At 68.7% G+C, this 24,519-nt stretch carries 22 protein-coding genes; 8 read left to right on the forward strand and 14 right to left on the reverse strand.

Going from position 1 to position 24,519, the window contains the following annotated elements; all coding sequences use genetic code 11:
* Positions 1-69: 69 nt before the first annotated feature.
* On the reverse strand, positions 70-1,224 hold the full coding sequence (locus tag AC6CH2_RS16540) for a dipeptidase (RefSeq protein ID WP_498270162.1): 1,155 nt from the start codon (positions 1,222-1,224) through the stop codon (positions 70-72).
* Between the two features lie 210 nt (positions 1,225-1,434).
* On the opposite strand from AC6CH2_RS16540, the gene AC6CH2_RS16545 reads away from it, so the two are divergent.
* The 4 genes from AC6CH2_RS16545 to AC6CH2_RS16560 all read left to right on the forward strand — a co-directional run bounded on the left by AC6CH2_RS16545 (position 1,435) and on the right by AC6CH2_RS16560 (position 6,135).
* A complete protein-coding gene (locus AC6CH2_RS16545; protein WP_498270163.1) occupies positions 1,435-3,426 on the forward strand; it encodes a S9 family peptidase in 1,992 nt (663 codons plus the stop codon).
* A gap of 123 nt (positions 3,427-3,549) precedes the next feature.
* Positions 3,550-4,527: a DNA/RNA non-specific endonuclease gene (locus tag AC6CH2_RS16550; protein WP_498270164.1), complete on the forward strand. Its 978-nt coding sequence runs from the start codon at positions 3,550-3,552 to the stop codon at positions 4,525-4,527.
* Positions 4,528-4,542: 15 nt separating this feature from the next.
* Complete coding sequence (locus AC6CH2_RS16555) at positions 4,543-4,917, forward strand: hypothetical protein (RefSeq protein WP_435397275.1); 375 nt, start codon at positions 4,543-4,545, stop codon at positions 4,915-4,917.
* A 219-nt stretch (positions 4,918-5,136) separates the two neighbouring features.
* Entirely contained in the window at positions 5,137-6,135 is a 999-nt protein-coding gene (locus tag AC6CH2_RS16560; RefSeq protein WP_498270165.1) for a bile acid:sodium symporter family protein, read from the forward strand.
* A gap of 25 nt (positions 6,136-6,160) precedes the next feature.
* On the opposite strand, the gene AC6CH2_RS16565 is transcribed toward AC6CH2_RS16560, so the two are convergent.
* The 5 genes from AC6CH2_RS16565 to AC6CH2_RS16585 all read right to left on the reverse strand — a co-directional run bounded on the left by AC6CH2_RS16565 (position 6,161) and on the right by AC6CH2_RS16585 (position 11,017).
* Positions 6,161-7,477, reverse strand: coding sequence for a Xaa-Pro dipeptidase (locus AC6CH2_RS16565; protein WP_498270166.1), 1,317 nt, complete (start codon positions 7,475-7,477; stop codon positions 6,161-6,163).
* A 44-nt stretch (positions 7,478-7,521) separates the two neighbouring features.
* Positions 7,522-8,454 carry a heme o synthase gene (cyoE, locus tag AC6CH2_RS16570; RefSeq protein ID WP_498270167.1) on the reverse strand — a complete coding sequence of 311 codons (933 nt, stop codon included), beginning with the start codon at positions 8,452-8,454 and terminating at the stop codon, positions 7,522-7,524.
* Positions 8,454-9,641, reverse strand: coding sequence for a COX15/CtaA family protein (locus tag AC6CH2_RS16575; protein WP_498270168.1), 1,188 nt, complete (start codon positions 9,639-9,641; stop codon positions 8,454-8,456). Before AC6CH2_RS16575 ends, cyoE begins: the two co-directional genes overlap by 1 nt.
* A gap of 84 nt (positions 9,642-9,725) precedes the next feature.
* Positions 9,726-10,295 carry a redox-active disulfide-containing membrane protein gene (locus AC6CH2_RS16580; RefSeq protein ID WP_498270169.1) on the reverse strand — a complete coding sequence of 190 codons (570 nt, stop codon included), beginning with the start codon at positions 10,293-10,295 and terminating at the stop codon, positions 9,726-9,728.
* Positions 10,292-11,017, reverse strand: coding sequence for an SURF1 family protein (locus AC6CH2_RS16585; protein ID WP_498270170.1), 726 nt, complete (start codon positions 11,015-11,017; stop codon positions 10,292-10,294). Before AC6CH2_RS16585 ends, AC6CH2_RS16580 begins: the two co-directional genes overlap by 4 nt.
* 75 nt (positions 11,018-11,092) lie before the next feature.
* On the opposite strand from AC6CH2_RS16585, the gene AC6CH2_RS16590 reads away from it, so the two are divergent.
* Positions 11,093-11,320, forward strand: a complete 228-nt coding sequence (locus AC6CH2_RS16590) for a twin transmembrane helix small protein (RefSeq protein ID WP_435397089.1) — start codon at positions 11,093-11,095, stop codon at positions 11,318-11,320.
* Between the two features lie 206 nt (positions 11,321-11,526).
* Here AC6CH2_RS16590 and AC6CH2_RS16595 read toward each other — a convergent pair whose 3' ends face one another.
* The 5 genes from AC6CH2_RS16595 to coxB form a co-directional block, all read right to left on the reverse strand.
* On the reverse strand, positions 11,527-12,405 hold the full coding sequence (locus AC6CH2_RS16595; RefSeq protein ID WP_498270171.1) for a cytochrome c oxidase subunit 3: 879 nt from the start codon (positions 12,403-12,405) through the stop codon (positions 11,527-11,529).
* Between the two features lie 49 nt (positions 12,406-12,454).
* Positions 12,455-13,015 carry a cytochrome c oxidase assembly protein gene (locus tag AC6CH2_RS16600; protein WP_498270181.1) on the reverse strand — a complete coding sequence of 187 codons (561 nt, stop codon included), beginning with the start codon at positions 13,013-13,015 and terminating at the stop codon, positions 12,455-12,457.
* Between the two features lie 53 nt (positions 13,016-13,068).
* The gene (locus AC6CH2_RS16605) at positions 13,069-13,200 is read right to left on the reverse strand and encodes a hypothetical protein (RefSeq protein WP_435397087.1); all 132 of its coding nucleotides are present in this window, start codon (positions 13,198-13,200) and stop codon (positions 13,069-13,071) included.
* 86 nt (positions 13,201-13,286) lie between these two features.
* Complete coding sequence (gene ctaD, locus AC6CH2_RS16610) at positions 13,287-14,912, reverse strand: cytochrome c oxidase subunit I (RefSeq protein ID WP_435397086.1); 1,626 nt, start codon at positions 14,910-14,912, stop codon at positions 13,287-13,289.
* A 26-nt stretch (positions 14,913-14,938) separates the two neighbouring features.
* Positions 14,939-15,895: a cytochrome c oxidase subunit II gene (gene coxB, locus AC6CH2_RS16615; protein WP_435397085.1), complete on the reverse strand. Its 957-nt coding sequence runs from the start codon at positions 15,893-15,895 to the stop codon at positions 14,939-14,941.
* A gap of 624 nt (positions 15,896-16,519) precedes the next feature.
* Here coxB and putA point away from each other — a divergent pair.
* Complete coding sequence (gene putA, locus AC6CH2_RS16620) at positions 16,520-19,696, forward strand: bifunctional proline dehydrogenase/L-glutamate gamma-semialdehyde dehydrogenase PutA (protein ID WP_498270182.1); 3,177 nt, start codon at positions 16,520-16,522, stop codon at positions 19,694-19,696.
* Between the two features lie 349 nt (positions 19,697-20,045).
* Positions 20,046-20,507: a DUF3574 domain-containing protein gene (locus tag AC6CH2_RS16625; protein ID WP_498270172.1), complete on the forward strand. Its 462-nt coding sequence runs from the start codon at positions 20,046-20,048 to the stop codon at positions 20,505-20,507.
* Positions 20,508-20,674: 167 nt separating this feature from the next.
* On the opposite strand, the gene AC6CH2_RS16630 is transcribed toward AC6CH2_RS16625, so the two are convergent.
* The 3 genes from AC6CH2_RS16630 to AC6CH2_RS16640 all read right to left on the reverse strand — a co-directional run bounded on the left by AC6CH2_RS16630 (position 20,675) and on the right by AC6CH2_RS16640 (position 23,394).
* Entirely contained in the window at positions 20,675-20,929 is a 255-nt protein-coding gene (locus tag AC6CH2_RS16630; RefSeq protein ID WP_057919360.1) for a DUF2164 domain-containing protein, read from the reverse strand.
* Between the two features lie 125 nt (positions 20,930-21,054).
* Positions 21,055-21,771 (reverse strand): MOSC domain-containing protein, encoded by a 717-nt coding sequence (locus AC6CH2_RS16635; RefSeq protein ID WP_498270173.1) that lies wholly within the window; start codon positions 21,769-21,771, stop codon positions 21,055-21,057.
* Between the two features lie 243 nt (positions 21,772-22,014).
* Complete coding sequence (locus AC6CH2_RS16640) at positions 22,015-23,394, reverse strand: OmpP1/FadL family transporter (protein ID WP_435397022.1); 1,380 nt, start codon at positions 23,392-23,394, stop codon at positions 22,015-22,017.
* A 267-nt stretch (positions 23,395-23,661) separates the two neighbouring features.
* Between AC6CH2_RS16640 and AC6CH2_RS16645 the strand changes: the two genes are divergently transcribed.
* On the forward strand, positions 23,662-24,357 hold the full coding sequence (locus tag AC6CH2_RS16645; protein ID WP_498270174.1) for a rhomboid family intramembrane serine protease: 696 nt from the start codon (positions 23,662-23,664) through the stop codon (positions 24,355-24,357).
* Positions 24,358-24,519: the final 162 nt, after the last annotated feature.

Raw genomic sequence — 24,519 nt, forward strand, 5'->3', positions numbered from 1 at the left:
CTACGGTCGGTCGCGGCTCACGCCGCTCCTACAGCGGCAACGGCTCAGCATCGCAAACGCGCCGAAGCCTCATCCCCACACCTCCGCCATCGCCCGGGCGAAGTTGCCGCCGAGGATCTTGCCGATGCGCGCATCGGAATGTCCGCGCGCCGACAACAATGCGGCCAGGGTCTCGAAGCGGTCGACCGTGTTGAGGTCGGGCACGAACAGATACACCTCCTCGCTTTCGCCGGCCGCCGAGATGCCGAGCCGGCGCCGCTCCTGGATCGCCTCGCGGTGTTGCCGCTTGTATTTCTCGCTCAGCCGCACCGGCGAGACGAGGTTGTCGGTGCCGATGCCGACGTGGTCTTCGCCGCAGACCCGCAGGGCGTGTTCGAGGTGGCGGACGACGTCGGCGGCGGTGGTCTGGCCGCTTTCGCGCAGGAACGGCATCAGGTAGATGCCGACCACGCCGCCGCCGTCTGCGACCGCGCGCAGCTCGGCATCGGTCTTGTTGCGCGGGCGATCGACCAGCGCGGCGCAGCCGGTGTGGCTGATCAGCACCGGCGCCTTCGAGGCGGCGATCGCCTCGGTCGCGGTGCGGCGCCCGCTGTGGGCCAGATCGACCAGGATGCGGCGCTCGTTGAGGCGTTCGATCAGGCGATGGCCGAAGCGGCTCAGGCCGGCGTTGCCGGGTTCCAGGCAACCGTCGCCGACCAGGTTGCGCAGGTTGTAGGTCAGCTGCACGGTGCGCACGCCGAGCCGGTGGAAGTCGTCGACGCGCTCGAGCTTCTCGCCGATCGGCGCGCTGTCCTGGAACTGATAGACCACGCCGAGTTTCTTCTCGCGCCGCGCGGTCGCCAGGTCGGCGCCGCTGCGCACGGGCATGAACACCTGCGGATGGGCGAGGATCTCGTTCTCCCAAAAACCGATACTGCGCACCGTCTCCTCGTAGGCGCCTTCGTACTGCGCGACCGGGCCGACCGTGGTCTGGATGACGCGCAGGCCGCTGCGGCGCGCGTCGTCGATCAGGCGCGCCGACAGGGCCGCGCCCGGCGCGCCGTCGTCGCCGGCGATGAAGCCGCAACCGTCGATCACCATCGCGTCCGCGTACGGCGGCCAACGCGGCGCCGGGCTGTCCGCCCGGACATCGTCGGCCGAGCTAGCCCCGGCCGAGCCGGCGCCGGCCCAGGCAATGGCGAGCGCGCCGGCGCCGCCAATCAGAAACGTCCTTCTGTCGATCATCGAATCCTCCCTGGAATGAACCCTCGCGCGCGGCTGCGGCGATTCGTGCGCTCGGTCACGCGCTGTCGCGGCACTCTAAGGCAAACGCGCCAGCGCCCGAGCCGTGACTTTCGGGACGGATCGCGCCGCGGCGGGCGCGCTAAGCTCGGGAGGGGTACGCCAGAATTCCGCGGCCGCGGAGCGCCCGCACCCTTCCCGGGGAGAACGCCGATGTCGCTGCGCCATGCCTTGTCCGTCGCTGCGCTGGCCGTGGCCTGCGTCGTCTCCCTGCCGGCCCACGCGGCAGACCCCGTCGTGCGCGAGCACCACGGCAACCGCGTCAGCGAAAACCTGCCGGCGATCGCGCCGGCCCTGCTCGAACGCCTCGAGCGCTACCAGAACACACGCGGCGCCAGCCTCGGCGGCTGGACCGCCGACGGCTGCCTGCTGATCGCCACGCGCTTCGCCGAGACCCAGCAGGCGCACCGCGTCTGCGAGCCCATGGGCATGCGCGAGCAACTGACCTTCCAGCGCGAGCCGCTCAACGGCCTGGTGGCGGCGCCGAAACCGCTCGACGGCTTCGTATTCGGCAAGGACGTCGGCGGCAACGAGTTCTGGCAGTTGCACTGGTTCGACCTGGCCAGCCGCGAGACCCGCCTGCTCACCGACGGCAAGGCGCGCAACCAGGACCCGCGCTTCTCGCACGACGGCAGGCAACTGGCCTACAGCAGCACCGTGCGCAACGGCCGCGACACCGACGTATGGGTGATGGACCTCGCCACCGGCAAGGCGCGCGCGGTGGTGACCGAGGGCGGCACCTGGAGCGCTTCGGATTTCTCGCCGGACGGCAAACAACTGCTGGTGAGCAAGTACGTCTCGGCCAGCGAAACCTATCCGGGCCTGGTCGAGCTGGACAGCGGCAAGCTGCAGCTGTTCCCGGTCGACGGCGGCAAGGCGGCGATCAGCGATTTCCGCTTCTCCAGGGACGGCAAGGCGGTCTACTACGTCTCCAACGAAATCCTCGACGGCAAGCCGCAGGAGTTCGCTACCCTGCGCCGGCACGAGCCGGCGAGCGGCAAGTTCGAGGTGCTCAGCGCCGGCATTCCCTGGGACGTCGGCGACCTCAGCCTGTCCGAGGACGGCCGCCACCTGCTGTTCGTCAGCAACGAGGACGGCATCGGCAAGCTGCACCTGCTGTCGCTGCCCGGGCATAAAGAAATCGAGCTGCCGGCGCTGCCGGTCGGGGTGATCGGCGGCGCCGAGTTCTCGCCCGACGGCCGGCGCATCGCCGTGTCGATCAACACCGCCACCTCGCCGAGCGACGTGTACGTGATCGAGTTGGGCGCGAAACGGCTGGTGCGCTGGACCCGCAGCGAGGTCGGCGGCCTCGACTCCAGCCGCTTCGTGGCGCCGAGCCTGATCCGTTATCCGACCTTCGACCGCGTCGACGGCCGGCCGCGCACGATCCCGGCGTTTTACTACCGGCCGGCGAAGATTCCCGCCGGCGCCAAGCTGCCGGTGGTGATCCAGATCCACGGCGGCCCGGAAGCGCAGGCGCAGCCGAGCTTCAACGCCAACGCCCAATTCCTGGCCAACGAGCTCGGCGTGGCGACGCTGGTGCCGAACGTGCGCGGCTCGGCCGGCTACGGCCGCACTTACCTCGGCCTGGACAACGCCGAGAAGCGCGAGGACTCGGTCAAGGACATCGGCGCGCTGCTCGACTGGATCGCGGCCCAGCCCGAACTCGATGCGCAGCGCGTCGGCGTGTACGGCGGCAGCTACGGCGGCTACATGGTGCTGGCCTCGCTGATGCACTACAGCGACCGCATCCGCGCCGGCGTCGACGTGGTCGGCATCTCCGACTTCAGCACCTTCCTGACCAACACCGAGTCGTATCGCCGGGATCTGCGCCGCGCCGAATACGGCGACGAGCGCGTGCCCGAGATGAAGGCGGTGTTCGAGCGCATCTCGCCGCTCAGGAACGCCGGCAAGATCCGCGCGCCGCTGTTCGTCGCCCAGGGCCGCAACGATCCGCGCGTGCCCTATACCGAGGCCGAGCAGATCGTGAAGGCGGTGCGCGGCAACGGCGTGCCGGTGTGGTTCCTGATGTTCGACGACGAAGGCCACGGCTTCCACAAGAAGGCCAACACCGACTACTTCGGCGCGGCGATGATGACCTTCTGGCAGCAGCACCTGATCGGCGGCGGCCCGCACGCGAAGTGACCCAACGCGCCCGTTCGCGGGCACGAAGTCTTTGAACTGTCACGTTTTCCTGGGGTTTCCCCCAATGGGCGGATCGGCACATTCTGGCTAGATTCCAGGCTGACGCGCAGCCAGGCCCGCCCGATGACCGACCCGATCAGCCCGAACGTCCACCTCGACCGCTCCTCGCCGGGCATCGAACCGTTCGCCGCATCGACCGCGCAGCGCTTGGGCAGCGCCGAGCCGGCGCAGGCGCGCGCGACCGTCGATGCATTGACCGCACCGCAACTGCAGGGGCTGCGCGCGGAAGTCGAAGCGATGCCGGTGGCCGAGCGCGAGGGCCTCGCCAACGAACTTGCCGGCACGCTCGACGCGCCGCAACTGCGCAAGCTGGAGACCGCGTTCGGGCGCGATGCCATCGCCGCCGCGGTCGAACGCCGCAGCGGCCCCGCGGTGCGCGAGGCCTATGCCGAAGGCGCCGATAATGAAGGAATCGATAGCGAAGGCGTGGGCAACGGCCTCGCCGAGGCCGCCGACGGGCTGATCGGCCGGCTCAAGGACTGGCTCGGCCTCGACGCCGGCACGCGCGGCGAGACCGAGGAAATTTCGGCGACGGTCGTCAACCCGGACACCGGCGAGGTCAACGACGCGCGCTGGACCGTCGACGACGAAGGCCGCCCGATCCACGCCGAAGGCACCCTGCGCACCGTGTTCAGCGGGATCGAGCGCAGCGACGAGGAGACCGAAGCCCAGCGCACCGCCGCCGGCCGCGGCGTCGACGGCGACCAGGGCGGGCACGTGTTCGGCCACCGCTTCGTCACCGACCAGGGCCTGAAGAACCTGTTCCCGCAGAACGGCAACTTCAACATGGGCGCCTACAAGACCCTCGAGAACGAGTGGGCGGCCTGGGTCGACCAGGGCATGGAGGTGCGCATCGACATCGACCTGACCCCGCGCGAGGCCGACCGACCGGACCGTGTTCGCATTTCCTACGACGTGATCGATCCCGCCGACGGCGACAGGGTTTACGATCAGCGCGTCACCTTCGAGAACCGCGCCGGCCAGAGCTACGATCGGGTCGAGACCGGGCAGATGGACGACCTGATCGAAGCCGCTTCCTAACGCTCAAGGCAGGACATGAACAGAGACGAATTGCTCGGCGAGATCGCACGCCTGATCGTGGTCGACCCCAAGGCCAGCGAGCGGCCCTGGGACGGATATGCGCTGATCGCCTGGTACGGCGACGGCATCAGCCGCCTCAACGGCTTCCGCTACGACAAAGGCCAGCCGGGCGAACCGCTGACGCCGTCGGGTGTGGAGATCGAGAACCGCCTCGAACAACTGCGCAAGGTCACCCAGGTCGCCGGCAAGGCGCCATGGCGGGTCTGCATCGTGCGCATCCACCGCGCCGACGCCGAAGTCGCGATCGACTTCGAGTACGAAGACCCGGGCCGCTGGTACGTGACCCCCGACAGCTCGGCCGAGATCGCCGAGCGCGTGCGGCCTTGCTGAGAGGTTGAGCGAACCCGCGCCGCTCCGGGTAGGAGCGGCGCAAGCCGCGACCCACCGCAAAGGTGTACGTCAGCGCTCGCGGTCGAGGCCCGGAAAAACGGCGCTCAACGACCGAAGCAAGCGCAGCCGCCGGGCTTCGGCGATTGCGCGATGGACCGCCCGGCCGCTGCCGGCCAGAATGCGGAGTCTGCCGCACCTGCCCGGCGAGGCGAGCACCGGATGAGTTGGCTCCAGCGACTGCGCGTCGACAGCTTCACCCTGGCCCTGCTGGCGGCGGTCGCGCTGGCCTGGTGGTTCCCGCTCGGCGGCGCGCCGGCCGCGGCCCTCGACCGCTTCACCGACCTCGCCATCGCCGCGCTGTTTTTCCTGCACGGCGCGCGGCTGTCGCGCGAGGCGATTCTCGCCGGCGCCCTGCATTGGCGCCTGCACCTGCTGATCTTCGCCAGCACCTTCGTTCTGTTTCCGTTGCTCGGCCTGGCGCTGAAACCCTTGTCCGGGCGCCTGCTGACCCCGGAGCTGTATCTCGGCCTGCTGTTCCTGTGCACCCTGCCCTCGACCGTGCAGTCCTCGATCGCCTTCACCTCGATGGCCGGCGGCAACGTGCCCGCGGCGGTGTGCAGCGCCTCCGCTTCGAGCCTGCTCGGCGTATTCCTGACGCCGCTGCTGATGAGCGCGCTGGCCGGCGCACAGGGCGCGATGGCGCATCCGGCCGAGGCCATCGGCAAGATCGTGCTGCAGTTGCTGCTGCCCTTCGTCGCCGGCCATCTGCTGCGGCGCTGGATCGGCGGCTGGGTCGAGCGCCGGCGCGCGCTGTTGCGCTACACCGACCAGGGCACGGTGCTGCTGGTGGTCTACACCGCCTTCGCCGCCTCGGTCGCCACCGGGCTGTGGCAGAGCACGCCCGTGCAGGCGTTGTACGTCGTGTTCGCGGTCTGCGCGGCGCTGCTCGCGGTGGCGATGTTCGCCACGACCTTCGCCGCGCGCCGCCTGGGGTTTTCGCGCGAGGACGAAATCGCGATCGTGTTCTGCGGCTCCAAGAAAAGCCTGGCCACCGGCGTGCCGATGGCCAAGATCCTGTTCGCGAGCAGCGCGCTCGGCGCGATCGTGCTGCCGGTGATGGTGTTCCACCAGATCCAGCTGATCGTCTGCGCCCAGCTCGCGCGCCGCTATGCGCGCCGGGCGCTGCCGGCGCAACCGGCCGAGGACGTCGCCGACTGAGTCCGGCCGCGCGCGGCCGAACGGCTCAACGCGCGTCCTTGACCACCTCGCCGCCCTTGATCACCACCGGCACCGATTCGAGCAGGGCGACGTTCTGGGTCGGGTCGCCGGCGACTGCGATGATGTCGCCCCAGCGGCCTTTCTCGATCAGGCCGACGTCCTGGCGGCCCAGCGCTTCGGCCGCGTTCGCGGTGGCCGCCTGGATCGCCTGCGCCGCGCTCATGCCGTAGCGTTGCATCACCGCGAACTGGCGGCCGTTGTGGCCGTGCGGATAGACCCCGGTGTCGGTGCCGTAGACCATCCTGACCCCGGCTTGGTGGGCGCGGCGGAAATTCTCGCGCTGGATGTCGGCGACTTCCCGGTCCTTGCGCAGGTTGTCTTCGAGCACGCCGTTCTTCTTGCCCTCGGCCTGGGTGTACTCGGTGTTGTAGATGTCCATCGACAGCCAGGTGCCGTGCTGCTTGGCCAGGCGGATGCCTTCCTCGTCGATCAGGCTGGCGTGCTCGATGGTGTCGATGCCGGCACGGATCGCGTCCTTGATCCCGCTGCTGCCGTGCGCATGCGCGGCGACCTTGAGCCCCCAGCGATGCGCCTCGTCGGCCACCACCTTCATCTCCTCCAGGCTCAGCTGCTGCTGGCCGGGTTCGGTGTTGCGCGAGAACACCCCGCCGGTGGCGCAGATCTTGATCACCTGTGCGCCGTACTTGCGCAGCTCTCGCACGTGCTGGCGCGCCTGCTCGGGCGAGTCGGCGTTGTAAGGGCTGCGCTGCTGCATCGACGGCGGGAAGAACGTCGAGTCGCAATGGCCGCCGGTGGCGCCGAAACCGTAGGCGGCCGAGACGATGCGCGGGCCGCGCAGCTTGCCCTCGTCGATCGCCTGGCGCAGGCCGACATCGTTCCAGGCATCGGCGCCGAGATTGCGCACCGTGGTGAAACCGGCGGCCAGGGTGTCCTGCGCGTGCTTGACCGCGAGCACCGACCAGAAGCGGTCGTTGAACTGCAGTCCGGTATAGCCGCCGTAGGTCGGGTCGGCGTCGAGGTGGGTGTGCATGTCGATCAGGCCCGGCAGCAGGGTCATGCCGGGCAGGTCGAGGCGTCGCGCGCCGGCCGGCGCCGCGTCGCCGGCGCGGCCGACCTCGGCGATGCGGCCGTCGCGGATCAGCACCTGCGGGTGGTCGGTCAGCCGCCCGCTGCGCGCATCGAACAGCCTGGCCGCGGTGACCACCAGCTCGCGCGGCGGTGCGGCGCCCTGCGCCTGCGCGGCGGGCTCCTGTGCCTGCGCGGCGGCGAGGGCCGACAGCGGCAGCAGCGCCGCGACGGAACGGACGATCCGGTGCTTCATCGACGGTGGTCCCCTAGTGACTGGCGCCGGCGCGGCGCGGACGATCAATGCATTCGCTGCAGTTCGAGCAAGGGCGCCGACTGCATCGACGAGGGCAGCCAGTGGTCGATCAGCAGGAATGCGAACAACACCATCAGGTAGACGATCGAGTAGTTGAAAACCCGCATCGCGTACAGTTCGTCGGGCGGGTTCATCAGCTTCCAGGCGTGGTACAGGAACACCGCGTCCAGCACCAACACCCCGAACAGATAGAAGTAACCGCTCATGCCGAATACGCACGGCAGCACCGACACCACCGTCAGCAGGATCGTGTAGAACAGGATCTGCCAGCGGGTGTACTCGACGCCGTGGGTGACCGGCAGCATCGGCACCATCGCCCGCGCGTAGTCGGCGCGGCGGAAGATCGCCAGCGCCCAGAAATGCGGCGGCGTCCACACGAAGATGATCAGCACCAGCAGCAGCGCATGGGCCCAGTCCCACTCGCCCTGCATGCCGGTGACCGCGGCCCAGCCGAGCAGCGGCGGCGCCGCGCCGGCGATGCCGCCGATGACGATGTTCTGCGGGGTGGCGCGCTTGAGGAACACCGTATAGACCACCGCGTAGCCGATCAGCGAGGCGAAGGTCAGCCACGCGGTCAGCGCGTTGACCCACACCACCAGGATGGTCATCGACAACGCCGCCAGGATCAGCGCGAACACCAGCGCCTGGGTCGGTGAGACCTGCCCGGCGACGATCGGCCGCCACGAGGTGCGCGCCATCTTGGCGTCGATGCGCGAGTCCAGCAATTGGTTGATGGTCGCCGCCGACGCCGCGGCCAGCCAGATGCCGAAGAAGCCGAGCACCGATTCGCGCAGCGGCGGCCAGCCCGGCACGGCCAGGAACATGCCGACGAAGGCGGTGAACACGATCAGCGCGACGACGCGCGGCTTGGTCAGGTCCCAGTACTGCTTGGCGGTCGGGCGCTTGGCGGTGTTCATCAGACCTCCGGCGTGCGCAGGCGGGCGAGCAGCGAGACCAGCGCGAACAGCAGCAGTGCGGCGCCGGCGTTGTGCGCGACCGCGACCGCGAGCGGCAGGCCGAGCTTGACGTTGGCGATGCCCAGGCCGACCTGGGCCAGGGTCAGGACGCCGAGCAGGCTCGCCCAGCCGCGCATGCCGGGCGTGCGCAGCAGCTTCACCGTCAGGCCCAGCAGATAGACGAACACCACGCCGGCCATGATGCGGTGAGCCAGCTGGATCGCGATGCGCGCCTCGCCGTCGAGGATCCCGCCTTCGTAGTCCACGCCGATGCCGCGCCACAGCACGAAGGCCTCGCCGAAGTCGTGGCGCGGCCACCACTGGCCGACGCAGGTCGGAAAATCGTTGCCGCAGGCCAGCGCGGCGTAGTTGGCGCTGGTCCAGCCGCCGAGCGCGATCTGCACGCCGAGCACGGCGACGCCGAGCATCAGCAGCCGCCGCACGCTCGACGCGTCGGCCAGGCGGATCGGCTGGCCGATCGCGCGCCATGCGGTCCACACCAACAGCGAGAAGGTCAGCAGGCCGCCGAGCAGATGACCCATGACCACCACCGGCTTGAGCAGCCAGGTGACCGTCCACATGCCCAACAGGGCCTGGAAGATGATCACCGCCAGGGTCAGCGCCGACACCCGCGACAGATCGGTATTGCTCCAGCGCAGCGCGGCGGCCAGCAGGATCGCCTCGCCGACGATCGCCAATGCCGAAGCCGCGACATGCTGGCCTTTCATGTACAGCGGTATCGCGACGGCCACGAGCGCGGCCGCGACGATCACCTGCGGCACGCCGTAGGCGCGCTTGCGCGCCGACACCAGCGCCAGGATCAGCACCAGCACGCCGAGCAGGCCGGCGATCATGCGGTGGAACTGCTCGCGCCAGGCCTTGTGCACCTCGACCGGACGGATCGCGGTGGCGACGTGGTCGGTGATTTCGTGGGCGCTGGTCGGCCAGGCCGCGCGGCCGTAGCAGGTCGGCCAGTCCGGGCAGCTCAGGCCGGCGTTGGACAGGCGCACGAAGGCGCCGAACACGATCACGCACAGCGCCAGAGCGACCGCCAGCCAGGCGATGCGATGGAAATTCTTCGACAGGCCGGTCTTGCTCAGGCCGTTGGTGAACGGATCGGAGGATCCGGGCTTGTGGGTTGCGCTCATTCGAAAACTCGTTCCTGCAAACTCTGGGTGCCGGATCGGCGCCCGACTACCGGCCGCTGCCGCGACCGGCTCGTGCCGCGCCGCTCACATCAGTTTCAGCAGCTTGGCCAGGTCGGCGCGCAGCCCGCCCGGATCGGTGCCGGGAGCGTAACGCAGAATCACGAAGCCGTTCGGGTCGATCACGTACAGCGGCAGGCCGGCCGGGTCGTTCAGTCGCGGCAGTTGCGCGCGCAGCTCCGGCGAGAGGCCGAGCACGCGCAGGCTGGGCGGGCGCTTGGCCCCGGCCGGCGGCTCGCCGAGCCAGAGCAGCTCGACCTGGTCGGCATCCTTGCCGAACAGCTGCCAGACCGTATCGAGCTGCTGCGACAACTCGACGCAGGCCGCGGCGCAATCCGGCGCCGGCGCGACCACGATGCGCCAGATCCGCGCCGGCGGGTTCCAGGCGTAGACGCGGCCGTCGGCCAGGCGCGGCCGCAGCGCGCGCAGGTCGGGCTTGGGCTCGAGCAGCTCGCCGTGCTGGCGGCTCGCCGCCGGATGGTGATCGGTGAAGCGCATGATCCCGGCGATCAACATCGGCACGAAAAAGAACGCCGCGATCAGCACCAGCACCAGGCGGTTGCGATTGCGCTGCGAGGAAGGGTCGGGTGTGGTCATGGTTGTCGACGCCGAGGGCGGAACGTGAGGATCAGGGCGGTGACCAGCACCGCCAGGGCGAGCGCGAACCACTGCAGCGAGTAACCGCGGTGCTTGTCCGGCGGCAAGGTGTTGGCGAGCAGTTCCAGGTCGCGCTCGTAGCCGAGTTCGAGCGCCGGATCGAGGCGCAACACGCGCGGCGCAAGCGGCACCGACAGGCCGGTGGCTTCGGCGATCGCCTTCGGCTCGACCCGGGTCAACAGCCAGGCCTCGCCTTCGCGGCCCAGGCCCGGGCCCAGCGCGAGGCCGGTCGACGGCGGCGGCGCGAGCAGCCCGCGCAAGCCGAGTTCGCCGTCCGGCCGGGCGATGGCCGGCAGCTTGCGATCGCCGCCGAGCGGCAACCAGCCCAGGTCGACCAGCAAGGGCCCGCCCTGCACCGGCACGAAGATGCGATAGACGCGCACGCCGGCACGTCCGTTGCGCTGCTGGTTGTCGAGGAGCAGCGCGCCGCGCTCGTCGAACCGGCCTTGCCCCACCGCCCAGTCGTAGTCGCGCACGCGCGCCGGGTCGCCGGCCGCAGCCAGCGGCCGCGGCACGCGCGCGCCCAGGACCGCGGCGGCGGCATCGAGCATGGCCTGCTTCTCGACCGCGCGCCGGGCCTGCCACAGCCCCAGGTTGGCGAACAGCGCGATCGCGGCGAGCGCGAGCGTCCAGCCGAACAGCAGGGTGCCGCGGCGGCTCACCCCATCCTCCCGGCGGGCTGCGATAATCCACCGATCGCAGCCGCGCGCGTCCGGCGCGCACTTGAGGAGCCCGCGGTGAACGAGTCGCTGAAGATCCTGCTGGTGGTCGGCTTCCTGATCGTCATCCTCTGGAACCTGGGTGCAGGCCTGTACTACATGCTGGTGGACAAAGGCGGGAGCAAGCGCACGGTCAATGCGCTGACCCGCCGCATCGCGCTGTCCATCGCGCTGATCGCCATCATCCTGTTCGCGATGTGGATGGGCTGGATCGAACCGCACGGGGTCGGCTCCAACCCGAATTGATCCTGTCGGGCAAGCACGCCCGAAGTGCCTGGATTCCCGCCTTCGCGGGAACGACGTCCCGACAAGTTACAGGTAGGCCCGTCTTGCCGGCGTCGGTATCGGCATCCGGCCGCGGCCGCGCGGGGGCCACGCCCACCCTCGGCTCAAAAAACGAAAGGCCGGCAGCGCCGGCCTCTCGTCGTGCTTTGCCGCTCCTGCGCTCGCGCTTACAGCACGTACACGAACAGGAACAGGCCGAGCCAGACCACGTCGACGAAGTGCCAGTACCAGGCCACCGCCTCGAACGCGAAATGGTTGTCCTTGTCGAAATGGCCCTTGAGGCAACGGAACCAGATGATCGCCAGCATGATCGTGCCCAGGGTCACGTGCAGGCCGTGGAAACCGGTGAGCATGAAGAAAGTCGAGCCGTAGATGCCCGAACCCAGGGTCAGGTTGAGCTCGGTGTAGGCGTGGATGTATTCCTCGGCCTGGAAGAACAGGAACACGCAGCCCAGCAGCACGGTCAGGCCCAGCCAGAACAGCAGCGACTTGCGGTGGCCGCCCTTGAGCGCGTGGTGCGCGGCGGTGACCGTGGAGCCCGAGGTCAGCAGGATCAGGGTGTTGAGCAGCGGCAGGCCCCAGGCCGGGATGGTCTGGAACGCGCCGCCGACTTCGGCCGGGCCGGCGCTCGGCCAGGCGGCGCTGAACTGCGGCCACAGCAGGCTGTTGGTCATCACGCCGTCGCCTTCGCCGCCGAGCCACGGCAAGGCCAGGGTGCGGGCGTAGAACAGCGCGCCGAAGAACGCGGCGAAGAACATCACCTCGGAGAAGATGAACCAGATCATCCCCATCCGGAACGAGACGTCGACCTGCTTGTTGTAGTTGCCGCGCACCGATTCGCGGATGACGTCGCCGAACCAGCCGAACAGCACGCCGACCATCATCGCCAGGCCGACGAAGAACACCGGCTTGCCCCAGCTGACTTCGTTGAGCCAGCTGGCGACGCCGATCATGGTCGTGAACAGGCCGATCGAGCCGAGGAACGGCCAGCGGCTGCTGTGCGGCACGTAGTAGATGTTGGCGTCTGGCGTGTGAGCGTGGGCCATGGCGGCGTTCCAGTGATAAGTGGTGCTGGTTTGAATGGTGCTGAGCCGCTTACGGCGCCGACAGCGGCGAGGAGGCGGTCTTGGACACCGTTCCTTGCTGCAGGCGCGCCGTGAGCACGTCGTTCTTGGAGAAAGTGTAGGACAGTGTGATCGTCTTGATCTCGGCCGGCAGGTTCGGGTCGACGATGAAACGCACCGGCATGTCGCGCGACTCGCCCGCCTGCAGGGTCTGGGCGGTGAAGCAGAAGCATTCGGTCTTGTTGAAATAGCCCGAGGCCCGCGCCGGCGCGACCGACGGCGAGGCGCTGCCGACGATGGCGCGGTCGGTGGTGTTGCGGGCGTAATAAGTGGTCTCGTACTGCTCGCCCGGACGCACCTGCATGCTGAACTGCTGCGGCTTGAAGTCCCAGGGCAGCTTGGAATTGACGCTGCCGTCGAACTGCACCGTGACCAGTCGGTCGGCGACCGGCGCGGTGGCCGCCTTCGCCTCGACCACGCCGCGTTCCAGGCGGATGCCGAACACCTTCTCGCAGGCGATCCGGTACATCGGCACGAGGGCGAAGGTGAAACCGAACGCGCCCAGTGCCACCAGCACCATCAGCCGGATCATCTTCGGGCTCGCCTGGCGGCGGACCTCGGCGTTGGCCTTGGCGTCGTCGGCGCTCACTTGGACAGCACCCCACTGAGGATGAAGGCGACGTACACCGCCACCGCGGCCAGCCCAAACCACAACGCCGTACGGCGCGCGGCCGAACGGCGATGGGCGAGGTCGTGCTGGTCGTGGGGCTGGGTCATCTTGAGTCGCCTGGGCCGGGCAGCGCGCTATCGGATCGAAGCGGTCGCTGCCGGAGCCGGTCGCGGGGTCCTGTGTCCTGTCGGGTTCAGTGGGTGATGTCGCCGTGGGCCAGATCGCCGTCGCGGATCACCGGCGGCGTACCGAAGGTGTGGTGCGGAGCCGGGCTCGGCACGGTCCATTCCAGACCGCGCGCGCCTTCCCAGGCCCGCGCCTCGGCCTTGGCGCCGACCTTCTGCGAACGCAGCAGGATGAAGGCCATCATGAACGGCGTGACGAACATGCCGAACGCGCCGATCGAGCTGATCAGGTTCCAGTCCGCGAACACCACGTTGTAGTCCGGGATGCGGCGCGGCATGCCGGCCAGGCCCAGGAAGTGCTGCGGGAAGAACAGCAGGTTGACGAAGATCATCGTCCACCAGAAATGGAACTTGGCCATCGGCTCGCTGTACATCCGGCCGGTCCACTTGGGCCACCAGAAGTACACCGCGGCGATGATCGAGAACAGCGCGCCGGTCACCAGCACGTAGTGGAAGTGCGCGACCACGAAATAAGTGTCGTGGTACTGGAAGTCGGCCGGCACGATCGCGAGCATCAGGCCGGAGAAACCGCCGATGGTGAACAGGATCACGAACGCGATCGCCCACAGCATCGGCGCCTCGAACGAGATCGAACCGCGCCACATGGTGGTGACCCAGTTGAACACCTTCACGCCGGTCGGCACCGCGATCAGCATCGTCGCGAACATGAAGTAGATCTCGCCACCGAGCGGCATGCCGACGGTGAACATGTGGTGGGCCCACACGATGAACGAGAGGAAGGCGATCGAGGCGGTCGCGTACACCATGGCCTGGTAGCCGAACAGCGGCTTGCGGCTGAAGGTCGGGATGATCTCCGACACCACGCCGAACGCCGGCAGGATCATGATGTAGACCTCGGGGTGACCGAAGAACCAGAAGATGTGCTGGAACATCACCGGGTCGCCGCCGCCGGCCGCGTTGAAGAACGAGGTGGCGAAGAACTTGTCGGTCAGCAGCATCGTCACCGCGCCGGCCAGGACCGGCATCACCGCGATCAGCAGGAAGGCGGTGATCAGCCAGGTCCAGCAGAAGATCGGCATCTTCAACAGGTCCACGCCCGGGGCGCGCATGTTGAGGATGGTGGCGATGACGTTGATCGCGCCCATGATCGAGCTGATGCCCATCATGTGGATGGCGAAGATCGCGAAAGCGACGTTGCTGCCGCCCTGCAGCGACAGCGGCGGGTACAGCGTCCAGCCGCCGGCCGGCGCGCCGCCCGGCAGGAACAGGGTCATCAGCAGCAGGGTGAAGGCGAAGGGCAGGATCCAGAACGACCAGTTGTTCATGCGCGGCAGCGCCATGTCCGGCGCGCCGATCTGCAGCGGGATCATCCAGTTGGCCAGGCCGACGAAGGCCGGCATCACGCCGCCGAAGATCATCACCAGCGCGTGCATGGTGGTCATCTGGTTGAAGAACATCGGCTCGACGAACTGCAAGCCCGGCTGCGACAGCTCGGCGCGGATCACCACCGACATGGCCGCGCCGATGATGAACATCACGAAGCTGAAGATCAGATACAGCGTGCCGATGTCCTTGTGGTTGGTCGAGAAGAACCAACGCTCGATGAAGCCCTGCTTGTGGGCGTGATCATCGTGGTGATCGTGATGATCGGCGACGGGGTGCGTGGCTGCCATGGCCTACCTCTGAAGAATGCTGACGATCAACCGGCGATCGCGGCGGGCGAAGCCGCGGCGGTCGTGGTGTCGGTGTTCGGGGCTGCGGCGGAAGCCGGAGCGGCATCGGCCGGAGCGGCCGCAGGTGCAGCGGCCGGAGCCGCCGGCGCGGCGGCGGGCGCCGGCGCGTTCTTGGCCTTCTGCCCGGCCAGCCACTGCTGGTACTCGGCCTTGGGCAGCGCGCGCACGACGATCGGCATGAAGCCGTGGTCCTTGCCGCACAGCTCGGCGCACTGGCCGCGGTAGACGCCCGGCTCCTTAATTTCGGTCCAGGCTTCGTTGACGATGCCCGGGATCGCGTCCTGCTTCCAGCCCAGCGCCGGCACCCACCAAGCGTGGATGACGTCGTTGGCGGTGATCACGAAGCGGATCTTGGTATCGGTCGGCAGCACCAGGACGTTGTCGACGTCGAGCAGGTAATGCTCGTGCTCGGCCTTGGTGACGAGCTTGCCGGCCTGGCGCAGCTGGTCGCTCTTGCGGTCCAGGCGGCTGGTGAAGGAGACGTCCTCGCCGAGGTAGTCGTACTTCCACATCCACTGGAAGCCGGTGACCTTGACCGTCATCGCCGCGTTGCGGGTGTCGTACATCGCGATCAGCTTGCTGGTGGCCGGGAAGGCCATCAGCACCAGCAGCGCCACCGGCACCACGGTCCAGATGATCTCGAGCTTGGTGCTGTGGGTGAAGTCCTTGTCGGGCACGGCGCCCTTGGACTTGCGGAATTTGAACATGGCCACGGCCATGGCGCCGAAGACCAGGATGCCGATCACCACGCAGACCCACAGCGCGAACATGTGCGCCGAGTAGGCGTTCATCGACTGGGCGGTCACGCCCTTGCCCATATTCAGCTGCCACGGCTTGGGATCGGCCGCCTGAGCAAACGCAAGGACAGGCAACGCCGATGCGGCGACGCCCGCTGCCCACTGCTTGAAACGACCGGCTTTCATCAGTTCGAGCCCCGAAAAATCAGTGTGGTTTTCGTTTTCGTGCTCCGCGGGCTGCCCCTCCCGCCCCGTCCGCGCCGGTGTCCTGGGCGAGGGGCTATGCGGAAGGTGGTGGCTGGCGAGCCCTGTCGAGGGCCCATCACGCCGGCATCGGCGCTACGGATAACCGAGAAATGGTAGCGGCCGCCCCGTCCTGCGGCAACCCGGAGGCGCTTGCCCCAACCGGTCCGGAAACCGCCCGCGCCCCGCAGCGACAGGCTTTGCGCGCCAGTTCGGCGCCTGTCGACGGTGTCGGCGACGGCCGATCGCGAGCGTGACGGATGCAAGTTACGGTGGTCCGGCGCGCGCAACGCGCGGATCGGGGCGCCGGAAGCGTCGCAGCCGCAGGTCCGCGCCGCCTCCGGGCCGATCGCGGCCACCGCTTGGCCGCGGTTGCGACGGGGCGCTCGCGCCGGAGCCCCGCGAACCGATCCGGTACAGGCCGCGACCGATAGAAAGCTCTAAAATGCCGGACTTCCCACCCCAGTGCCGGGTCCGATGTCCATCAACGTCTCTTCCACCGTCGCCCACGACGGTCCGCCGGCGCGCTCGAGCGCCGCGCTCTCCGACGCGCCGCCTTCGGGCGCCATGATCAGCCCCGAGCTGCCCGCGCCGCCGACGGGGCCGCGCGCGGCCCTGACCGCCGGCTGGGTCCGCGACGAAGCCGAACACGTCCGCCATCTGCTCGAACTGGCGCGACTGCCGGCCGCCGACCGCGACGCCGCCCAGGCCACCGCCGCCGAGCTGGTCCAGCGGGTGCGCGCCCGCGCCCAGGACCAGGGCGCGATCGAAGCCTTCATGCGCCAGTACGACCTCGGCAGCGAGGAAGGCGTGCTGCTGATGTGCGTGGCCGAAGCGCTGCTGCGCATTCCGGACCAGGACACCGCCGACAAGCTGATCCGCGACAAGCTCGGCGAAGCCGACTGGAAGCGCCATCTGGGCCAGTCCGATTCGGTGCTGGTCAACGCCTCGACCTGGGGCCTGATGCTGACCGGCAAGCTGGTCGACCTCAACGACGACACCAAGCGCGACGTCCACAACGCCTTCAAGCGCCTGGTCGGCCGGGTCGGCGAGCCGGTGATCCGCCTGGCGGTGCGCCAGGCGATGCGGATCATGGGCCACCAGTTCGTCATGGGCCGGACCATCGGCGAGGCGCTGTCGCGCTCGAAGAAGGGCGACAACGCCCACTACCGCTACTCCTTCGACATGCTCGGCGAAGGCGCGCTGACCACCAAGGACGCCCTGCGCTACCTGCAGGCCTACCGCGACGCCATCCATGCGATCGGAAAGAGCGCGCAGTCGGGCGCCAAGTCCGCCGACCCGGACGCCGTGTTCGGCGCGCCGTCGATCTCGGTCAAGCTGTCGGCGCTGCATCCGCGCTACGAGCACGCCAAGCGCGCGCGGGTGTTCGCCGAGCTGACCCCGCGGGTGCTCGAACTGGCGCAGCTGGCGCGCAGTTACGGCATCGGCTTCACCATCGACGCCGAGGAAGCCGACCGCCTGGAGATGTCGCTCGACGTCATCGCCGCGGCCTATGCCGACCCCTCGCTCGACGGCTGGGAAGGCTACGGCCTGGCGATCCAGGCCTACCAGAAGCGCGCGCCGGAGGCGATCGACTTCATCGCCGAGCTGGCCCGCAAGACCGGCCGCCGCATTCCGGTGCGCCTGGTCAAGGGCGCCTACTGGGACAGCGAGGTCAAGCGCGCCCAGGTCGACGGGCAACCCGGCTACCCGGTGTTCACGCGCAAGCCGAACACCGACGTGTCCTACCTGGCCAACGCACGCCGCATGCTCGAAGCCGGCGACGCGATCTACCCGATGTTCGCCACCCACAACGCCCAGACCATCGCGACGATCCACCAGCGCGCCAAGGCGATGGGCCGCGAGCGCCATTTCGAGTTCCAGAAGCTGCACGGCATGGGCGACGACCTCTACGCCGAGGTCATTCCCGCGCATCGGCTCGACGTGCCCTGCCGGGTCTACGCGCCGGTCGGTTCGCACGAAGACCTGCTGCCCTACCTGGTGCGCCGCCTGCTCGAGAACGGCGCCAACTCCAGCTTCGTCAACCGCATCACCGACGAAAGCATCGCGATCGACGAGTTGATCCAGGACCCGGTCGAGACCGTTTCCGCGTTCGACAGCATCCCTCACCCGCGCATTCCGCTTCCGGCCGATCTGTATCGCAGTTTCGGCAACGACAGGACCAATTCCATGGGCGTCAATCTCGCCAACGACCAGCACTTGCAGACCCTCGCCGCCGAAGTCAACGCCGCCGTCGGCGACTGGCGCGCCGCGCCGCTGGTGCCGGGCGCGACCGTGACCGGTCCGAACATCGCCGTGACCAACCCGGCCGACCGCCGCGAGACCGTCGGCCAGTGGCAGGCCGCCGACAGCGCCACCGTCGAGCGCGCATTGAACAACGCGGTCGCCGCGCAGGAAGCCTGGAACGCGACCCCGGCCGCCAGCCGCGCCGCGATCCTCGAACACGCCGCCGACCTGCTCGAGCAGCGCATGCCGCAATACATCGCGCTGTGCACCAAGGAAGCCGGCAAGACCATCCCCGACGGCATCGCCGAAGTGCGCGAAGCGGTCGACTTCCTGCGCTACTACGGCCAGCAGGCGCGCAAGCTGTTCGCGCCGGAAGCGCTGCCGGGCCCGACCGGCGAGTCCAACACCCTGCACCTGTCCGGGCGTGGCGTGTTCGTCTGCATCAGCCCGTGGAACTTCCCTCTGGCGATCTTCGCCGGCCAGATTTCCGCCGCGCTCGCCGCCGGCAACAGCGTCATCGCCAAGCCGGCCGAGCAGACCAACCTGATCGGCTACTACGCGGTCAAGCTGCTGCACGAAGCCGGCGTGCCGGAAGCGGTGCTGCAGTTCCTGCCCGGCGACGGCGCCACCGTCGGCGCGGCGCTGACCCGCGACCCGCGCGTCGCCGGCGTCGCCTTCACCGGCTCGACCGACACCGCACGCGCCATCAACCGCGCACTGGCCGCGCGCGACGCCGCCATCGGCGTGCTGATCGCCGAGACCGGCGGCCAGAACGCGCTGATCGCCGACTCGTCCTCGCTGCCGGAGCAACTGGTCAAGGACGCGATCGGCTCGGCCTTCACCTCGGCCGGCCAGCGCTGCTCGGCCGCGCGCGTGCTGTTCGTGCAGGAAGACATCGCCGACAAGGTCACCACCATGCTCGCCGGCGCGATGGCCGAACTCAAGGTCGGCAACCCCGGCCTGCTGTCGACCGACGTCGGCCCGGTGATCGACGAGGACGCGCTGAAGATGCTCGTCGAGCACGCCGCGCGCATGGACCGGGAAGCGGTCAAGATCGCCGAAGTCCCGGTCGACGCCGACAGCGCCCACGGCAGCTTCTTCGCCCCGCGCGCCTACGCCCTGAAGTCGCTCGACCAGTTGCACAAGGAAGTGTTCGGCCCGGTGCTGCACGTGATCCGCTGGAAGGCCGACCAGCTCGACGCGGTGATCGATGCGATCAACGCGACCGGTTACGGCCTGACCCTCGGCATCCACTCGCGCATCGACGAGACCATCGAGCGCATCAGCGCGCGGGTCAAGGTCGGCAACTGCTATGTCAACCGCAACCAGATCGGCGCGGTCGTCGGCGTGCAGCCCTTCGGCGGCCAGAACCTGTCCGGCACCGGCCCGAAGGCCGGCGGCCCGCACTACCTGCCGCGCTTCACCACCGAGAAGACCATCACCGTCAATACCACCGCGGCCGGCGGCAACGCCTCGCTGCTGACCTTGGGCGATTGATCGCGATGGCTTGATCCCTGGCCGCGCCGAGGCGCGGTCCATCGAGCCAGACAACCGACACGGCGCGGCCTCAGGGTCGCGCCGTGTCCGTTTGGAGAGTTCGTCTTCCACTGCAGGAGCGGCGTAAGCCGCGACACCCGATGCGGCGATCGGGGCGCAGCGCGGCCGTTCGCTCTGCTTCGAGATCGAGTCCGCTTGGCCGGGCTTCGGGCGCTATGCTGACGTACGACTCTTCGGTTGATCGCGGCTCGCGCCGCTCTGCGACACCCATCGCATAACCGCATGCCCGTGCCCGCGCCGCGGCCGACGCCGAGTGCAAGATGGGCGCATTCGCCAGGGAGAGACGCCGATGTCCTGCAGACCTTTGTTGTCGGCCGCCTTGCTATGCACCCTGACCGCCTGCGCTTCGCTCGCTCCCCTGCCGGTCAAACCCGGCGACCCCAGCGCCTGCGGCGAACGCCGGCTCGACCGGGTGCTGTTCGGCATGAACAGTCCGTCCGGCCCGGTCAGCGACAGCCAATGGCAGGCCTTCCTCGCCGAGGTGGTGACGCCGCGCTTTCCCGACGGCTTGACCATCTACCAGGCGCAAGGCCAATGGCGCGGCGCCAGCGGCGAGACCGAGCGCGAAGACTCGCGCGCGATCGACCTTATCCACGCCGACACCGCGACCGGCCGCCAGCGCGTGGTCGAGATCGCCGACGAATACAAACGTCGCTTCCAGCAGGAAGCGGTGCTGGTGATCAGCCTGCCGGCGCGAGCCTGCTTCGCTCGCGACGAATTCGGCGCACCGCCCGCATCGCGGGCGAGCTGAGTCGCAGGCCCGGGCCGGCACTGCAGGCGCGCGACGGTGCATCGCCCACTGGAGGGCGCGCGCTCGCCGGGCCAGGGTCGACTGGGCTCGTCTGCCCCGCGCTCACCTCGCCGCCATCGCTCACGCTTCCGAAACCGCACGGCCTACCCACCCCGCCACGCGTCGCCTCAACGCTTGAAGTCGGTCGGCTGTTCGAGCTGATAGAAGGCGTCGCCGATGTCCTCGAACTTGGCCGACAGCAATGCGTGGGCGTCGAGCACGCCGCGGTTGTAGAAATAGGCGCCGATCTCGTCGGCGATGAAATCGAGCATGAATTCGGCATCGAAACGGCCGATCGACTGCTTCAGCTCCTCGCTGAAGTAGCGCTGCAGCTTGGCGACGATCAGCGCCTTTTCTTCGTTGGAAAACTTGATCTCGCTCATGCCTTGCGGCTCCTGGTGCTCGAGGGATGGATACGGCGCCGTGTCGCGCCGGCGGTCGAAGTAAAGCCCGAACGAGTCGCAAAGGCTGCGCCGCGCCCAGTCCGGCTTCACCACGCCGAAGCCGTTTACGGCACCGCCGGCCCGTCGATGCGCGAGCTCCAGTCCTCCACCGTGCCGCGCGCGAGCCGCGCATCGACCAGCTTGCGCCAGGACGGCACCAGCGGCAGCGCCAGCGCGGCCTGCAATTCCTCGCGATCCAGGGTGCGCGTGTACAGCATCGTGGCGATGCGTTGCAGGCTCCATTGCGCCCACGGCCGTTCGACCAGATCCAACACGTCGCCGGCCTCGACTTCGCCGGCTTCGAGCACGCGGTAATACCAGCCGGTGCGGCCGCTGGCCTGTACCCGTCGCGCCATGTCGGCTACCGCGAAACGATCGTTGAGCTTCCAGCACGGCTGGCGCGCCTGACTGACTTCCAGCAACGCCTTGCCGCAACGAAAACGGTCGCCGAGGCAGACCGCGGCTTCGGTCAGTCCTGCGCTGCTGAAGTTTTCGCCGAACGCCCCGGGGCGCTCGAGCAGCGCGTGCGGACCGAGTTCGTCGCGCCAGGCGCGGTAGTGATCGAAGGGGTAGTGATGCACGGCCTTGTCGGGACCGCCATGGACCCGACGGTCGCCCTGCTCGTCGCCTTCCAGCCCCATCTCCCCGATACGCACCGGCCCCGCGAGCGCGGTCTTGGCGATGGCGCTCATGCTGCCGGGCCGCGTATAGGGCTGCGCGCGCCCGCACAACAGCGCAGCGACGACGATGCGGCAGGAATCGGAAGAGACGTCGGCACTCAAGGAGTCGTCCTGTGCCGCGGCCTGCGGCGGGCTGGAGGCGCGGCGGAGGCCGCAAACCGCCGCATGGCTCTGTGCCGGCGGCATGTGCAGGGATTTTCGCATAGGCGCCCGGCTCGGGCATGCGCGACTCGACCGCTCGCCGAACCGAGGGGCGAAAACGCGGGCGAACATCGCCGGCGAATGCCTCGGATAAAAAAAGCCCCGCCGAAGCGGGGCTTTAGGTTTACTGCGATGCCGCGTCGATCAGAACTTGTACTGAGCGGCCAGACCGAACAGGTCGGCGTGGCCCTTGTACGAACCCTGCAGGGTCGAACCGCTGCTGGAGACCGTGTTGATGGTCGGGCTGTCGATGGTGATGCGGGTATAGGCCGCATCGACGCTCAGGTGCTCGCTGGCGGCCCAGGTCAGGCCGATCGAGTACAGGTTGCGATCGTTGTCGGGCAGGCGCGGGGTGCGCGCATGATCGTTGGTCGGGGTTTCGTCGATCGCGATGCCGCCACGCAGGGTGAAGGTATCGCTGAGGTCGTACTCGGCGCCGAGCGCGTACATCATCGTGTCTTCCCAACCGAAGGCTTCGCTGGTGACCGGCGTGCCGTTGGAACGGACGATGTCGACCGACTGCAGCGAATGCCAATCGGTGGCCTGGATGTCGGCCATCATGCGGAACTGGTCGGTGAACTCGTACTGCAGGCTCAGCGTGTCGACGCTCGGCGTGGTCAGCTTGGCGCCGCCCGGACCGCTGTTGTACTGGGTGATGCCGCGCGCGGCGAACAGCGCGGAGACATTGCCCGGCTTGGTGAAGTCGATCGTGCCTTCCAGCTCGTGATCGATTTCCGAACGGTGCGAGTAGCCGATCGAGAACTTGTCGGTCGGGCGGAAGTGGAAGCCCAGCAGCCAGCCGATGCCGTAGTCGTCGCCCTTGACCTTGGCGAAACCGTCGTTCTTCTGCGGACCGAACGGCGCGGCAACCGGGTTCGGGGTCACGCAGGCGGCGACGCTGACGCGGCAGATCGCCGAGCCGAAGTCGACGGCGTTGGTCAGGGTGGCTTCGGCGCGTTCGTAGATCAGGCCGGCGCCGACCGAGAAACGGTCGGTCAGGGCGACCGCGGCCGAGAAGGTCAGGTCGATGGTCTTCACTTCGGACTCGACGGCGTTGTAGCGGCCGACCCAGTCCTTGTCGTATTCGGTCTTCAGGCCGAACGGCGCGCTGAGGCTGGCGCCGAGGGTCAGCTTCTCGAACGAACCGGTCAGCGGCACCACCAGCGACAGCGCCGGAACCGGCGTCGCGTCGCCCGGGTCGCCGCCGTTGCCGCCGGTGAGCGGACGCGCCAGCGGGCTGCCGGCTGCGGCCGAACCGCCGCCGGTGAACTTGGCGGTCAGGTCGATGATGGTGATGTCGCTGCGGATCGTGGTGGAGTCCACGTTGACCATCGCCGCGGGGTTGTTCGACACCACGGCGGCGTCGTTCTTGGCCACGCCGCTGCCGGCGAAGCTGCGGCCCTGGTTGCGGATGCTGTTTTCGCGGATCTGGAAGCCGGTCGCACCGGCCGAACCGACACTGATGACGCCGGCGATGCCGAGCGCGAGTGCGGTCAGGCGGGAGATGCGTTGTGAGGGTTGCATGCGTGTAGTCTCCGTTGGAGTATTTTTTTCGTCTAACACGGCCGTATGCACGGTGCCGCGGGTTAGGCCCGGTTCCGCCGGAAACCCCTCCCGACGTACGACGCCGTATGCACTATAGCGCGGCTATTAACCGAACGCTAACAATACGCCCAAGACCGCAAACCCGTACCGTACCGATGTCGCAAAGCCATGCCCCACGGACGTTTCCGCCTTCCGGCCGGCTCCCGGAAGCCGGCCTCGCCGTGCCCGGCGGGCGGGACTGAGGCCGTGTTCGTCGCCATTCCCTCGCGCGAGCGGACCCGGCTGCGCTGGGCCACCCCCTTGCTGTTCGCCCTGCTCTGGCTGTGCTTCATCGTCTCGGCGGTGGTGCTGCCGGCCCCGGAGCAGCGCCGGCTCATGCTTGAATGGGGGGCGCTGTCGGGCGGCCTGTCGAGCCCGCTGGCCTGGCTGGAGGCGATCCGCGACGGCAGCGCGCTGCGGCTGTTCAGCGCGCTGTTCCTGCACGCCGACTGGGCCCACCTGCTCGGCAACCTGGTGTTCCTGCTGATCTTCGGGCTGCCGGCCGAGCGCGCCATGGGCCCTTGGCGGCTGTTGGCGCTGTTCCTGTTCGGCGGCGCGGTGGCCAACCTGGCCGCGGTGATCGCGATCGGTACCCCGGACCGGCTGATCATCGGCGCCAGCGGCGCGGTCTCGGCCCTGATCGGCGCCTACCTGGCCCTGTTCCCGAACGCCAAGCTCGGAGTGGTGGTGCCGCTGGGCCTGTTCCTGCAGTTCGTCAAAGTCCCGGCGCCGTTGCTGATCGGGGTCTGGGCACTGCTCCAGGTGGTCTTCACCTTCATCGGCCCGGCCTTCGGCGCGGTAGCGTGGTCGGCGCACCTCGCCGGCTTCGCCTTCGGCGGCGCGTTCGCCCTGATCGCGCGCGCCGGTATCGCACGGCGGCTGCGGCGCAAGCGCGGCTACTGATCAAGAGCCGGGACTCGAACGCGCGGCCTGTGGTCAGCGATCCGGCTTGAGAACAGCAACGACGACCCAATATTTTCGGGTTAGCCCCGAATCTAACCACCCGAGTCCCGAGTCCCGAGTCCCGAGTCCCGAGTCCCGAGTCCCGAGTCCCGAGTCCCGAGT

The sequence above is a fragment of the Lysobacter sp. GQ73 genome, from assembly GCF_059758755.1.